The 12,786-nt window shown below is 72.1% G+C and carries 11 protein-coding genes; 5 read left to right on the top strand and 6 right to left on the bottom strand.

Features of this window, described 5'->3' with window-relative positions:
• Window positions 1-31 precede the first annotated feature (31 nt).
• From ACZ60B_RS02460 to ACZ60B_RS02450, 3 genes are all read left to right on the top strand, one after another.
• A complete protein-coding gene (locus tag ACZ60B_RS02460; protein ID WP_469383566.1) occupies window positions 32-1,765 on the top strand; it encodes a chitinase in 1,734 nt (577 codons plus the stop codon).
• Between the two features lie 218 nt (window positions 1,766-1,983).
• Window positions 1,984-2,493 (top strand): SigE family RNA polymerase sigma factor, encoded by a 510-nt coding sequence (locus tag ACZ60B_RS02455; protein WP_469383522.1) that lies wholly within the window; start codon window positions 1,984-1,986, stop codon window positions 2,491-2,493.
• Window positions 2,494-2,595: 102 nt separating this feature from the next.
• A complete protein-coding gene (locus ACZ60B_RS02450; protein ID WP_469383521.1) occupies window positions 2,596-3,879 on the top strand; it encodes a hypothetical protein in 1,284 nt (427 codons plus the stop codon).
• A 32-nt stretch (window positions 3,880-3,911) separates the two neighbouring features.
• On the opposite strand, the gene ACZ60B_RS02445 is transcribed toward ACZ60B_RS02450, so the two are convergent.
• Window positions 3,912-4,820, bottom strand: a complete 909-nt coding sequence (locus ACZ60B_RS02445) for an anti-sigma factor RsbA family regulatory protein (RefSeq protein ID WP_469383519.1) — start codon at window positions 4,818-4,820, stop codon at window positions 3,912-3,914.
• A gap of 308 nt (window positions 4,821-5,128) precedes the next feature.
• Between ACZ60B_RS02445 and ACZ60B_RS02440 the strand changes: the two genes are divergently transcribed.
• Complete coding sequence (locus ACZ60B_RS02440) at window positions 5,129-6,484, top strand: M14 family metallopeptidase (protein WP_469383518.1); 1,356 nt, start codon at window positions 5,129-5,131, stop codon at window positions 6,482-6,484.
• Window positions 6,485-6,561: 77 nt separating this feature from the next.
• Here ACZ60B_RS02440 and ACZ60B_RS02435 read toward each other — a convergent pair whose 3' ends face one another.
• The 5 genes from ACZ60B_RS02435 to ACZ60B_RS02415 form a co-directional block, all read right to left on the bottom strand.
• The gene (locus ACZ60B_RS02435) at window positions 6,562-7,269 is read right to left on the bottom strand and encodes a hypothetical protein (protein ID WP_469383517.1); all 708 of its coding nucleotides are present in this window, start codon (window positions 7,267-7,269) and stop codon (window positions 6,562-6,564) included.
• Between the two features lie 53 nt (window positions 7,270-7,322).
• Window positions 7,323-8,801 carry a GntP family permease gene (locus ACZ60B_RS02430; RefSeq protein ID WP_469383515.1) on the bottom strand — a complete coding sequence of 493 codons (1,479 nt, stop codon included), beginning with the start codon at window positions 8,799-8,801 and terminating at the stop codon, window positions 7,323-7,325.
• Window positions 8,802-8,924: 123 nt separating this feature from the next.
• On the bottom strand, window positions 8,925-9,335 hold the full coding sequence (locus ACZ60B_RS02425; protein WP_469383513.1) for a RidA family protein: 411 nt from the start codon (window positions 9,333-9,335) through the stop codon (window positions 8,925-8,927).
• A 42-nt stretch (window positions 9,336-9,377) separates the two neighbouring features.
• The gene (locus tag ACZ60B_RS02420) at window positions 9,378-10,142 is read right to left on the bottom strand and encodes an IclR family transcriptional regulator (protein ID WP_469383512.1); all 765 of its coding nucleotides are present in this window, start codon (window positions 10,140-10,142) and stop codon (window positions 9,378-9,380) included.
• Window positions 10,139-11,350 carry a sugar kinase gene (locus ACZ60B_RS02415; RefSeq protein WP_469383510.1) on the bottom strand — a complete coding sequence of 404 codons (1,212 nt, stop codon included), beginning with the start codon at window positions 11,348-11,350 and terminating at the stop codon, window positions 10,139-10,141. Before ACZ60B_RS02415 ends, ACZ60B_RS02420 begins: the two co-directional genes overlap by 4 nt.
• Window positions 11,351-11,483: 133 nt before the next feature.
• Here ACZ60B_RS02415 and ACZ60B_RS02410 point away from each other — a divergent pair, with 133 nt between their 5' ends.
• On the top strand, window positions 11,484-12,749 hold the full coding sequence (locus ACZ60B_RS02410; protein ID WP_469383508.1) for an amino acid deaminase: 1,266 nt from the start codon (window positions 11,484-11,486) through the stop codon (window positions 12,747-12,749).
• The last annotated feature ends 37 nt before the right edge of the window (window positions 12,750-12,786 follow it).

The following is a 12,786-nucleotide window of genomic DNA, read 5'->3' as shown; positions in this document are numbered from 1 at the left end:
CCCCCCATCTCTTCCCCCACCGGAGGCCCCCGTGGACCGCGCACCAGCCCTCCCCAGACCCGCCCGCCCCGGACGCACCCGCGCCGCACGCGCCCGCTCCGGCTTCTGGGCGGCCACCGCCGCGACCGCCCTGTCCCTGACCTTCGCCGGCGCCGGCCTGGCGTCCGCCGCGGACGTCAACAACGTCAAGAACGCCGGCTTCGAGTCGGGCCTGACCAACTGGACCTGTTCCGCGGGCAGCGGTACGACCGTCTCCTCGCCGGTGCACGGCGGTGCGGCCGCGCTGAAGGCGACACCGGCCGGGCAGGACTACGCCCAGTGCTCCCAGTCCGTCGCCGTGAAGCCCAACTCGACGTACACGCTGAGCGCATGGGTGCAGGGGTCCTACACCTACCTCGGGGTGACCGGTACGGGGACGACGGACGTCTCGACCTGGACGCCCAACACCACCTGGACACAGCTGTCGACCACCTTCACCACCGGTGCCTCGACGACGTCGGTGTCGGTCTGGTCGCACGGCTGGTACGGACAGCCCGCCTACCTCGCCGACGACTTCTCGGTGTTCGGCCCCGACGGCGGCGGAGGCGGCGACCCGGCCCCCACGGTCCCCGCCGCACCGGGCGGCCTCGCGGTGTCCGGTACGACCTCGTCGTCCGTCTCGCTGGCCTGGAACACGGTCTCCGGCGCGACCGGCTACAACGTGTACCGGGGCGGCTCCAAGGTCCAGTCGGTGAGCGGGACCTCCGCGACCGTCTCGGGGCTCAGCGCCTCCACGGCGTACTCGTTCCAGGTCAGCGCGACCAACTCGGCCGGTGAGTCGGCGAAGTCGTCGGCCGTGACCGGGACGACGACCGCGTCCGGCGGGGGCGGCGGGGGCACCGTGCCCGCGCACGCCGTGACGGGCTACTGGCAGAACTTCAACAACGGCGCGACCGTGCAGAAACTCTCCGCCGTGCAGTCGCAGTACGACATCATCGCCGTCGCCTTCGCCGACGCCACGAGCACGCCGGGCGCGGTGAGCTTCACGCTCGACTCGGCCGGGCTCGGCGGCTACACCGTCGACCAGTTCAAGGCGGACATCAAGGCCAAGCAGGCGGCCGGCAAGAAGGTCATCGTCTCGATCGGCGGCCAGAACGGCACGATCTCGGTGAGCGACCCGGCCTCCGCGACGAACTTCGCCAACTCGGTGTACTCGCTGATGCAGACGTACGGCTTCGACGGCGTCGACATCGACCTGGAGAACGGCCTCAACGCGACCTACATGACCCAGGCGCTGCGGTCGCTGTCGGCGAAGGCGGGCTCGTCGCTGGTCATCACGATGGCCCCGCAGACCATCGACATGCAGTCGACGTCGAACTCGTACTTCCAGACCGCCCTGAACATCAAGGACATCCTGACCGTCGTCAACATGCAGTACTACAACAGCGGTTCGATGCTGGGCTGCGACGGCAAGGTCTACTCGCAGGGCTCGGTCGACTTCCTGACGGCGCTCGCCTGCATCCAGCTCCAGGGCGGCCTCGACGCGTCCCAGGTCGGCCTCGGCCTCCCCGCCTCCACCAGCGGCGCGGGCAGCGGCTACGTCTCCCCGACGATCGTGAACAACGCCCTCGACTGCCTGACCAGGCTCACCAACTGCGGTTCGTTCAAGCCCTCCAAGGCCTACCCCGCCCTGCGCGGCGCGATGACCTGGTCGACGAACTGGGACGCTTCGGCGGGCAACGCCTGGTCGAACGCGGTGGGCCCGCACGTGCACGCCCTGCCGTGACCGACGTGCACCCGTAACACCCGACCCGAGCCGGAGCGGGCCGCGCGCACCACGCGCACGGCCCGCCCCGGCTCTTTCACGTCCACGACCCCGCCCGGCTCGCTGTGAGCCAGATCTCAGTTGTCGATGCGCCGGTCCTGAAACATTTCCCGTACCCCGCCGCATCAATGGAGTGAGGGCAGCACGGCGCAGTCGGGAACCACGACCGGGGGGCACACATGAGGCAGGTCCGCGCGCAGGAGTACGCGGAGTTCGCGGCGGCACGCGCGGGGCACCTGTACCGGTCCGCCTGCCTGCTCACCGCCGGTGACACCCATCTCGCCGAGGACCTGGTGCAGGAGACCCTCGGCCGCCTCTACACCCGCTGGGGCCGGGTCTCCCGGGCCGACAACCCCGCCGCCTACGCGCAGACCGTCCTCACCCGTACGTTCCTCGCCCACCAGCGGCGCCGCAGCAGCAGCGAGCGGGCCACGGACCTCCTGCCCGACAGAGCGGACGGCACCCTCACCGACCCGTCGCTGCGGCTCACCCTGATGTCGGCGCTCGGCACCCTGCCCGCCAAGGACCGGGCCGTGATCGTCTTGCGCTACTGGGAGGACCGCTCCATCCAGGAGACCGCCGACGCGATGAACGCCAGCTCGGCGGCCGTGCGCACCCGCTGTGTGCGGGCCCTGGGCCGGCTGCGGGAACTGCTCGGCGAGGACGTCGGCGCCTACGCCCGCCCCTGATCCCTCCCGCCCCTGACCCCTCCCTCTCTCCCCCACCTTCCCCGACTGCTCCGACCGTCACCTCTCACCTCACCCCAGACCTCGCGGAAACGGTGGTTCGTCATGCCCATGGACTCCTACGACGACCTGTCCGGCACGCCTGCCGGCGACCCCTTCGAGGACCGGCTCTCCGCCGCCCTCCAGGAGACCGGCAGCACCTTCGACACCGACCGGGCCGCGCTCGCGGCCGGTGGCGCGGCCCGCGGACGGCGGCGGCAACTGCTGCGCAGGACCGCCGTCGTGGGCAGCGTGGCCGGGATCGCGCTGGTGGGCGTGGGCGGCGCGCTGCTCGTGCCGTGGGGCGATGCGACCGCCGCCCAGCCGTCGTCGGTGGCCGCCAAGCCGCGTCCGGCCGACTCCGAGACCAAGTCCGCGTCCACGTCCACGTCCACGGCCCTCTCCCGCGACGATATGATCCGTACGCTCGAGAAGCTGCTCCCCAAGGGCAAGTTCAGCGGGCAGGACGGGCGCGGCACGGACACCGAGTTGCCGCCGTACGCGCAGCTCGTCTTCGACGACGGCAAGGGCGCCACGGCCGTCTCCGTCGGGGTGGACCGGGTGCGTCCGGGCGGCAAGCAGGCGCGGGACACGACCCAGTGCCCGGACAAGGTCTTCACCCCGTTCGACGCCTGCACGACGACGCACCTCGCGGACGACTCCGTCCTCATGGTCCTCCAGGGGTACGAGTACCCCGACAAGCGCGAGGACACGAAGATGTGGACCGCGGAACTGATCACCCCGTCGGGGCAGCACGTCTCCGTGCGGGAGTGGAACGCGGCGGCCGAGAAGGGCTCCCCCGTCACCCGCCCGGAACCCGCGCTCTCCGTGGCCCGGCTGACGGAGCTGGCCGCCGCGAAGGAGTGGCGCGAGATCGCCGACACCCAGCCCGTTCCGGAGGAGCCGGCCGGTCCCGCCACTCCCGCGGGTGACGGCAAGGCGATCGTCCGGACCCTCACCGGTCTGCTGCCCAAGGGGATGAAGGTGGTGACGAAGAGCGGGGAGGACACCGAGTTCGCCTACCTCGTCCTCGACGACGGCAAGGGCCGCAGCTACGTCCAGATCAATGTGCAGCCCGGCGCGTCGGACCTCGCCGGCGAGCTGTTCGGGGGCGCGGAGACCCGCTCCGACGGCACGCTCGTCACCTCCCACCAGGGGCCCGGCGAGAAGGGCGGCTCGGGGGTCGTGATGTGGACCGTGGACACCCTGCGGACCGACGGCCTGCGCGTGGTGATCAGCGGCTTCAACTCCGCCAGCCAGCGGACCGCCGCCACCCGGGCCACCCCCGCCCTGACGATGAAGCAGCTCCGGGACATCGCCCTCAGCCCGAAGTGGCGCAAGCTGGGCTGACCCGGACGGTCCCGCGACGGCTCCGGCGACCCTCAGGCGTACTGGAGCCGTACGGTCGCGCCCGTGCCGTCGTCGCGGACGTCGACGTAGGCGCACACCTGCCGGGCGAACCACAGCCCCTGGCCGGGTTCGAGTCCGGTGGCGGGCGGCGGTACGAAGCCGGCCAGCGGGTCGTCGACCCGGCGGGCCAGGCTCAGTTCGGCGACGCAGACCGGCGCCTCGCCCCACAGCAGGGCGCCGGTGACCGGACCCAGGGCGGCGGCCTCGGTGACGGCCTCGGCGAACAGTTCCGCGTCCACCAGCGGCAGTCCGCGGCCGCTGGCCCAGGCGCGTACGGCGTTCTTGGCCACGCCTCCGTGCAGCCGCCGCGCGTCCGGCGAGGGCGGCGGCAGCGGTACGGCGTCCAGTTCGGCGGCCAGCCGTACGGGGTCCACGTAGACCTCGGTGTCGGGGTGGGCGCGCCGGGCCGCGGCGACGACGGCGGATCCGGCGGTGCGGGTGTCGTAGGCGCACAGGACGGTCGTGGCCATCGGCGCGAAGACGAGGTTGGTCAGCGCCTCGTAGCGGATCCACTCGGCGCTCTCGCGGACCGAGCGCCCGGCCCGGCCGCCCCACACCGGCTCCATCAGCAGGTGGACGCGACCGCCGGGCCCGGCGTGGGAGGCGAGGTAACCGGCGCTCTGCGCGACGGCGTTGGCGGCGGAGCCGGTGTACCAGTCGGTGTGCTCGATGAAGCCGACCTCGCGCGCGTCGCCGCCGAGACAGTCGCGCAGCACCTCCAGGTTGTCCGGGGCGGCGATCACCACGGGCGGCGGTTCGTCCGGGGCGCCGAGGCCCTCGGCGAGGAAGGGACGGGCGGCGGCGACGAAGCCGTCGTCCGAGCCGAAGACCGCCATACGGTGGTCGAACGGCCCCGGGGCGGCGGGTCGGGTACGGCTCATGGGTCCCCCGTGCTGGACTCCCCTTGCGCGGACGCCCCACTCTCGCCGCGCACCACACATCTATGCACGTGCCGATCACACCCTCGGGTGCACTTTGCCGGGGACCGCGTCACAGGACCCGGTCCCGCGTACACTGCGCGGCTTCTTCCCGGCTGGTTCACGCCCTCGATCCCCGGCCTGCTCTTGACCCGGCCATGACATGAGCCGACGATGGCGGCACACCCGCACCAGCACGTCGCACTGACCACCCCCTGGCTCCACCCCCACTTCCGGCGACCCCGGAATCCCTGGAGAAACAAGGAGATCTCATGCGACTTCGCCCACGCGGCCCAGGCGCCCGGAGCGGCAGGCACGGCGCCGCGCTCGCCGCGCTGATGGCCCTCGCGCTCGCCGCGCCGGTGGCGGCCACGACCACCTCCGCCACCGCCGACAGCGCCCGCGCCGCGGCCCCCTCGTCCGACGACGTCCACCAGTACGAGGTGCACGTCGGGCACAGCACCCCGGCCATGCGCACCGCCATCGCCGCGGCCGGCGTGAGCATCGACGAGGCCGACGCGGAGAGCGTCGTCGTCTCCGGCCGCGCGGACCAGATCGGCAAACTGAGGCGGCAGGGTTACGACGTCTCCCCGCTGGGCTCGGCCCCCGACCGTTCCTCGGCCGGCGGCCTGCGGCTCTACGACTTCCCCTCCGCCGACTCGAAGTACCACAACTACGCCGAGATGACGGCGGAGATCGACCAGCGGCTGGCCGCCTACCCGTCCATCATGAGCAAGCGCGTGATCGGGAAGTCGTACGGAGGCCGCGACATCGTCGCCATCAAGGTCAGCGACAACGTGGCCACCGACGAGTCCGAGCCGGAGGTGCTCCTCACCTTCCACCAGCACGCCCGCGAACACCTCACGGTGGAGATGGCGCTGTACCTGCTGCGCGAACTCGGCGCGGGCTACGGCTCCGACTCCCGCGTCACCGACATGGTGAACAACCGCGAGATCTGGATCGTGCCGGACCTCAACCCGGACGGCGGCGAGTACGACATCGCGTCCGGCTCCTACCGCTCCTGGCGCAAGAACCGTCAGCCCAACTCCGGCTCCTCGTCCGTCGGTACGGACCTCAACCGCAACTGGAACTACAAGTGGGGCTGCTGCGGCGGCTCTTCGGGGTCGGCCTCCTCGGAGACCTACCGCGGCGCGTCGGCCGAGTCCGCGCCCGAGGTGAAGGTCGTCGCCGACTTCGTACGCGGCCGGATCGTCGGCGGGAAGCAGCAGATCACCGCCGGGATCGACTTCCACACGTACAGCGAGCTGGTGCTGTGGCCGTTCGGGTACACGTACAACGACACGGCCACCGGGATGACCGCGGACGACGCCGCCGCGTTCAAGGCCGTCGGACAGAAGATGGCGGCCAGCAACGGCTACACGGCCGAGCAGTCCAGCGATCTGTACATCACCGACGGCACGATCGACGACTATCTCTGGGGCACCCAGAAGATCTTCGACTTCACCTTCGAGATGTACCCGACGTCGAGCTCCGCGGGCGGCTTCTACCCGCCCGACGAGGTGATCGAGCGGGAGACGTCGCGCAACCGGGACGCGGTGCTCCAACTGCTGGAGAACGCGGACTGTATGTACCGGTCGATCGGGAAGCAGGCGCAGTACTGCGCCTGAGCGCTCCGCGGGAGGTCCGGTACGTCACCGGACCGGACCTCACCGGGATCCGCTCAGGACTTCAGGCCTTCAGGACTTCATGACTTCGACGCGGCGGACTCGTCCTTCTCGACGTCGTCGTCGGCCTTGCCCTCGACGGACTTGGACTCGGGCTCGGACGGCTCGTCGGCGTCGGCGGCCGCCTCGACCGCCTCGACCGCGTCGGGTTCGCCGTCCTCGAAGTAGGCGTCGAGGACCGCGTCCAACTGCGCCTCCCACTCCTTGAAACGCGCCCTGGCCGTCGCCTCGATCTCGATCGGGAACCAGCGGCGGTCGGGCGTGTGGACCGTGACGGTGAACCGCTTGCCGAAGCGCGCGGTCTCGGTCTCCACCGCCCCGATCTCGTCCCAACGGAACTCGCACGCCTGGTCGTCGAGGCTCAGACGGATGCCCTGGGCGTCGGCGACGATCCGCGCGCGCCGGTCGGCCGCCTCGAAGACGGGCCCGTCGACGGCCTGTTCCTCCTCGGCGGTCCCGGTCGCGTCCGAAGAGGCCTCCGCCTCGGCGTCCGTGACGTCCGCGGCCTCCTCCGGCGCGCTCTCCTCCGGCGCGCTCTCCTCGGGCGCGGTGTCCTCCGGCTCGTCCACCGGCTCGGCGTCCCGCGGACCGGTGTCCTTCGACCCGGCGACGCCCGGCTGGGTGGACAGGGGTGACGTGAGCCCGGGGATGAAGGCCGGGTCGAAACCGGCGCCCTTCAACGGCTCGCCCTCCAGGGGCTGGCTGCTCGAACCTATGCGCTGCTCCACGCGGGCAGTATGGTCGACGATCCTGTGCCGGACACAGTCAGCCCCCAACTTCGTTATACGAAGATGCTCAAGACCGCTGCCACGGCGAACCCCGCCACCGACAGGACCGTCTCCAGCACGGTCCAGGTCCGCAGGGTGTCCCGCTCGCTGATGCCGAAGTACTTGGCCACCATCCAGAAGCCGCCGTCGTTGACGTGCGAGGCGAAGATGGAGCCCGCCGAGACGGCCATGATGACCAGGGCGACGAAGGCCTGGGAGTGGTGTCCCTCGGCGAGCAGCGGGGCCACGATGCCCGCGGTGGTGACGATCGCGACCGTCGCCGATCCCTGCGCCACCCGCAGCACCACCGAGATCAGGTACGACAGGAAGATCACCGGCAGTCCGACGTCGTTGAAGGTGTCGGACAGCGCCTGGGCCACCCCGCTCGCCTTCAGCACGGCGCCGAACACCCCTCCCGCGCCGACGACCAGCAGGATGTTGCCGACCGGCTTGAGGGACGCGGTGGAGACGGTCTCCAGGGACTTGCGGGACCAGCCGCGCCGGATGCCGAGCAGGTAGTAGGCGAGGAGCAGGGCGATGGTGAGGGCCACGAACGGGTGGCCGAAGAACGTGATGACCGAACGGACGGTGGAAGGGTCGAGGGCGATCGAGGAGAAGGTGGCAGCGAGGATCAGGATCAGCGGCGTACCGATGATGCCGAGGACCGTGCCCAGCGGCACCGGTTCCTCCCGCGGCTCCACGCCCGAGGCACGCTGTTCCGCCGCGACCGCGCGCTTCGCCTCCGCCGCCGCCTCGGCCATGTCCTGCGGTACGGCGACGAAGATCCGCCTGCCGATCCAGGCCGAGTAGGCCCAGGCGGCGAGCACTGCGGGGATGCCGCAGACGATGCCCATGAGGATGACCCAGCCGAGCTGGACGTGCAGCAGACCGGCGGCGGCCACCGGGCCGGGGTGCGGCGGAAGGAACGCGTGGGTCATCGACAGGCCGGCCAGCAGCGGCAGGCAGTAGAGCAGGATCGACTTGCCGGACCTCTTGGCGGCCGCGTACACCAGCGGCGCGAGGACGAAGATGCCGACGTCGAAGAAGACCGGGATGCCGAAGATCAGGCCGGTGAGCCCCATGGCGAGCGGTGCCCGCCGTTCGCCGAACACCCCGAGCAGCCGGGACGCCAGCACCTCGGCCCCGCCGCTGACCTCGAGGATCGCGCCGAGCATGGTACCGAGGCCGATGATGATGGCGACATGGCCGAGGATGCCGCCCATGCCGGTCTCGATGGTGGAGACGGCGTCCGAGCGCTGGACGGTGCCGAACAGCTCGGTGACGGACAGTCCGGACAGCAGGCCGACGGTTATGGAGACGGCGAGGAGGGCGACGAAGGGCTGCAGCCGTACCTTGATGATCAGGAAGAGCAGCAGCGCGATACCGATGGCGGCGACGGTCAGCAGTCCGGCGGTGCCGTCCAAGAGCAGGAGCAGACCGCCGGTGTGCGGCGGGGTCGCGGCAGGGGCGGGCGCGGCGAGCGAAGGTGACATCCGGGGGGTCCTCTGGGTGGGTGCATACGGTTTTCGGGCAGGGCGGAGCGCGGCGCGGCGCCCGGAAGGATGTGCGCGGGCGCCGCGCCGTGTGGTGCGTGTACGGGTGGAATCGGGTGACCGTCAGTCCAGGACGGCGAGGGCGTCGATCTCGACGAGCAGTCCGGCCGGCAGACCGACGTAGACCGTCGTACGGGCCGCGGGCGGCTGGGTGAGGCCCTGCTCCTCGAAGTAGGCGTTGTAGATCCGGTTCATCTCGGCGAAGTGGTCGACGTCCGTCAGATAGACCCGGATCATCATCGCGTCCTCCCAGCTCGCGCCGCCCTCCTCGAGGACCGCCTGGACGTTGGCGAGGGTCTGGAGGGTCTGTTCGCGCAGGGTGGGACCGGCCGGGGTGGGCGGCTTGCCCTCCTCGGCGGGGAGGAAGCCGACCTGGCCGGCGACCTGGAGGATGTTGCCCTTCCTGACGCCGTGCGAGAACCGCGCGGGCGGGGTGCTGTGGGTCTTCGGGGTGAGGGCGGTCTTGTCCGTCATCGGCGGTCCTTCGTCACGGGGCGGGCGGTCGTACGGGTGGGCTCATACGGGTGGGCGCGTCACGGGTGTTCGGCCGGAGTACTCGCCGCTGATCTCGTCGGCCGTGCGGCGTACCAGCGGGAGCAGGGTGAGCAGTTCGTCGGCGGTGACGACGACGTTGGGCGCGGAGACCGACATCGCGGCGACCACGCGGCCGTCGGCGCCGCGGACGGGGGCCGCGACGCAGTTGATGGACTCCTCGTGACCGCCGAGGTCGGTGGCCCAGCCCCGTTCGCGCGCCTGCTCCAGCTCCCGCAGGAACGTGGTGGCGTTGGGTGTCGAACGGGCCGTGTACAGGGGGTAGTCGAGCTTCTCCGCGAGGGCGCGGCGCTCGGCCTCGGGCAGGTCGGCCAGCAGCAGTTTCGCCACCGCGGCGACGGTCAGCGCCACCGGCTTGCCGATCCGGGAGTACATGCGCACGGGATAGCGGCTCTCCACCTTGTCGATGTAGAGGACCTCGTCGTCCTCGTACACGGCGAGGTGGACGGTGTGCCCGCAGTTCTCGTTCAGCCGGACCAGGTGGGGGTGGGCGATCTCGCGGATGTCGAGGTTCTCCATCGCCTCCTGGGCGAGCGCGAAGAGGCGGGCGCCGAGGCGGTAGCGCTGGTCGGACTGGCGGTAGACCAGTCCGTGCTCGTGGAGGGTGCGCAGCAGGCGCAGGGCGGTGGACTTGTGGACGCCGAGCCGGTCGGCGACCTGTCCGAGGTCGGCGGGGCCCTCCGCGAGCAGCGGCAGGATGCTCAGCGCGCGGTCGACGGTCTGGCTCATGGGGTGTGTGCCTCCTCCGGCGCCCGGGGTGCGTCCTGGGTGGTCCAGCCGGGGCCGAGTCGAAGTCTCCCCCACGCGGTGTCGTCGAGGGCTGCGAGGCGGTCGGCGTGGCCGCGGGTCGGGGGGACGGCGAGGTCGCCGGGGGCGGTGAGGGCGGCGGCGGCCATGAGGTGGCCGTGGCGGAGCCGGTCGCGGACGGGGAGTCCGCGCAGGGTGGCGGAGAGGAAGCCGGCCGCGAAGGCGTCACCGGCGCCGGCCGCGGCCACGACGTCGACCCGCAGGGCGGGGACGAACAGACCGGCCCGCCGGTCGGCCTTTCGGCCGGCGCCCCGCCCGGCCCCCTCGCCGCCCCTCCCGGCGCCCCTCCCGGCGCCCGTCCCGGGGTCCGTCCCGGCGTCCGACCGACCGCACCCCTCGCCGCCGTTCTCCGGGCCCGTCCCGCCCGCCCCCTCGGCGAAGGCGGTGGCAAAGGCGGTGGCCCCCTTGTCGCCCTGTTTGACGACGAGGACGGCGGGGCCGGGGAAGGCGGCACGGACGGCCTCGGGGTCCTCCAGACCCCACAGCTCCCGCGCCTCGTCCTCCCCGACGAACACGATGTCGGCGTCCCGGGCCAGTTCCCGCAGCACCCGCGGCCCGTCGGCGTCCCGCCACAGCGCGGGCCGGTGGTTGACGTCGAAGGAGACCGGCGGGCGCGGGCCCGCCGACGGCCGGCGGGCGGTCAGCTCGCGCAGCAGAGCGCGGCAGTCGGCGGAGAGGGCCGCGGTGATCCCGGTCAGGTGCAGCACCCGTCCGGCGCGTACCGCGCGCAGGTCGACGTTGTGCGCGGACATCGCCGAGGCGGCGGAACCGGTCCGGTAGTACGCCACTTCGTGCGCGTCGCTCGCCCGGTCCTGGGCCGTACGGAAGTAGACGCCGGTCGGCCGCGCCGGGTCGCGCCCGACGGACGTGACGTCGACGCCGTGGGAGCCGATCGTCTCGACCAGATGGTCGCCGAAGCCGTCGGCGCCGACCCGGCCGACCCAGCGCGCGGAGTGGCCCGCGGCCGCCAGCGCGCAGACCACGTTGGACTCGGCGCCGCCGATGGCGCGGGCGAAGGAGGGCACGTCGGCGAGGCGGCCGGGCCTGGAGGGCAGGAAAGTGACCATGGACTCGCCGAGCGCCACGACGTCCACCACGTCGGGGGCGTTGCGGGGTCCGGCGGCGGCCACGATCGTCGTAACTCCTCGGTCCTCGGGGTACGACGGCTTCGTTGACCCCGTGTCGGCCGAGATGTTAGACAGCAGTGAGCGGCACACGCAACGAGCGTTGCGATATATGCAACGCACCAGATCAGGAGGTCCCATGGGCATCGAGGCGCTCGCCCGCCTGGCCGAGGAACGCGTCGACCACCGTTTCAAGGGCTTCCCGCCGGACGCCGACGGACTGACCGTCGGCGAGCTGGCCGCCCAGCGCCGCAACCTGTTCACCGGCGGATTCGCCACCCCGGTCCTGGCCCTGTCGGCCGAGCGGCTGGAGCACAACCTGAAGCTGATGGAGACGTACGCGGCCCGGCACGGGCTGGCCTTCGCCCCGCACGGCAAGACCACCATGGCGCCCCGGCTCTTCCAGCGGCAGATCGAGCACGGCGCCTGGGGCATCACCCTGGCCGTGCCGCACCAGGTGCGGGTGGCGCGGGCGTTCGGCGTCGAACGGGTCTTCCTCGCCAACGAAGTGGTGGACGCGGCCTCGCTGCGCTGGATCGCGGGCGAGCTGGCCGCCGACCCCGCCTTCCGGCTCGTCTGTTACGTCGACTCCGTGCGCGGGGTGGAGCTGATGGGCGCGGCGCTGGCGGGGGCGGCGCGGCCGGTGGACGTGGTGGTGGAGCTGGCGGCCGGCGAGGGCGCGCGCACCGGCGTCCGTACGGAGGCGGAGTGCGCGGCGGTCGCCGACGCGGTGGCGGCCGTGCCGGAGCTGCGCCTGGTCGGGGTGGCGGGTTACGAGGGCGAGGTGCCGCAGGCGACCCCGGAGCGGGTGCACGCCTGGCTGCGCCGGCTGGTGGCGCTGGCCGTCGACCTCGACAAGGCGGGGCACTTCGTCGGCGTGGACGAGATCGTCGTCAGCGCGGGCGGCAGCGCCTGGTTCGACGCGGTCGCCGATGTGTTCGCCGAGATCCCCGAGCTCTCCTCGCCCGTGCTGAAGCTGCTGCGCTCGGGCGCCTACATCTCGCACGACGACGGCCACTACCGCAGGCTGACCCCCTTCAACCGGGTCCCCGAGGAGGGCGCCCTGGAGCCCGCGTTCCGGCTGTGGACCCAGGTGGTCTCGCGTCCGTCCGCCGAGCAGGCCTTCGTCAACGCGGGCAAGCGCGACGCGGCCTACGACCTCGGCCTGCCGGTCGCCCAGGTGGTGCGCAGGGACGGCGTCGAGCGGCCCGCCACCGGCATCGAGGTCACCGCGCTGTCCGACCAGCACGCCTGGCTGCGCACGGCCCCCGAGGCGGAGCTGGAGGTGGGCGACTGGGTGGGCCTCGGCCTGTCCCACCCGTGCACGTCCTTCGACAAGTGGCCGCTGATCCCGGTCGCCGAGGCGGACGGCACGGTCGTCGACTGCGTCCGCACGTTCTTCTGAGCACGTTTCCGATCACCTGCCTCCGAGGAGGGCCGGC

The organism is Streptomyces sp. NPDC104096 (genome assembly GCF_055584385.1).
The sequence above is the reverse complement of the archived record's forward strand: the minus strand, read 5'-3'. Positions and strand labels throughout refer to the sequence as shown.

Bases quoted from the DNA above. Each gene is read 5' to 3' on its own strand.
- ACZ60B_RS02455 (WP_469383522.1), top strand. From the start codon at position 1,984: ATGAGGCAGGTCCGCGCGCAGGAGTACGCGGAGTTCGCGGCGGCACGC.
- ACZ60B_RS02450 (WP_469383521.1), top strand. From the start codon at position 2,596: ATGCCCATGGACTCCTACGACGACCTGTCCGGCACGCCTGCCGGCGAC.
- ACZ60B_RS02445 (WP_469383519.1), bottom strand. From the start codon at position 4,820: ATGAGCCGTACCCGACCCGCCGCCCCGGGGCCGTTCGACCACCGTATG.
- ACZ60B_RS02440 (WP_469383518.1), top strand. From the start codon at position 5,129: ATGCGACTTCGCCCACGCGGCCCAGGCGCCCGGAGCGGCAGGCACGGC.
- ACZ60B_RS02430 (WP_469383515.1), bottom strand. From the start codon at position 8,801: ATGTCACCTTCGCTCGCCGCGCCCGCCCCTGCCGCGACCCCGCCGCAC.
- ACZ60B_RS02425 (WP_469383513.1), bottom strand. From the start codon at position 9,335: ATGACGGACAAGACCGCCCTCACCCCGAAGACCCACAGCACCCCGCCC.
- ACZ60B_RS02420 (WP_469383512.1), bottom strand. From the start codon at position 10,142: ATGAGCCAGACCGTCGACCGCGCGCTGAGCATCCTGCCGCTGCTCGCG.
- ACZ60B_RS02410 (WP_469383508.1), top strand. From the start codon at position 11,484: ATGGGCATCGAGGCGCTCGCCCGCCTGGCCGAGGAACGCGTCGACCAC.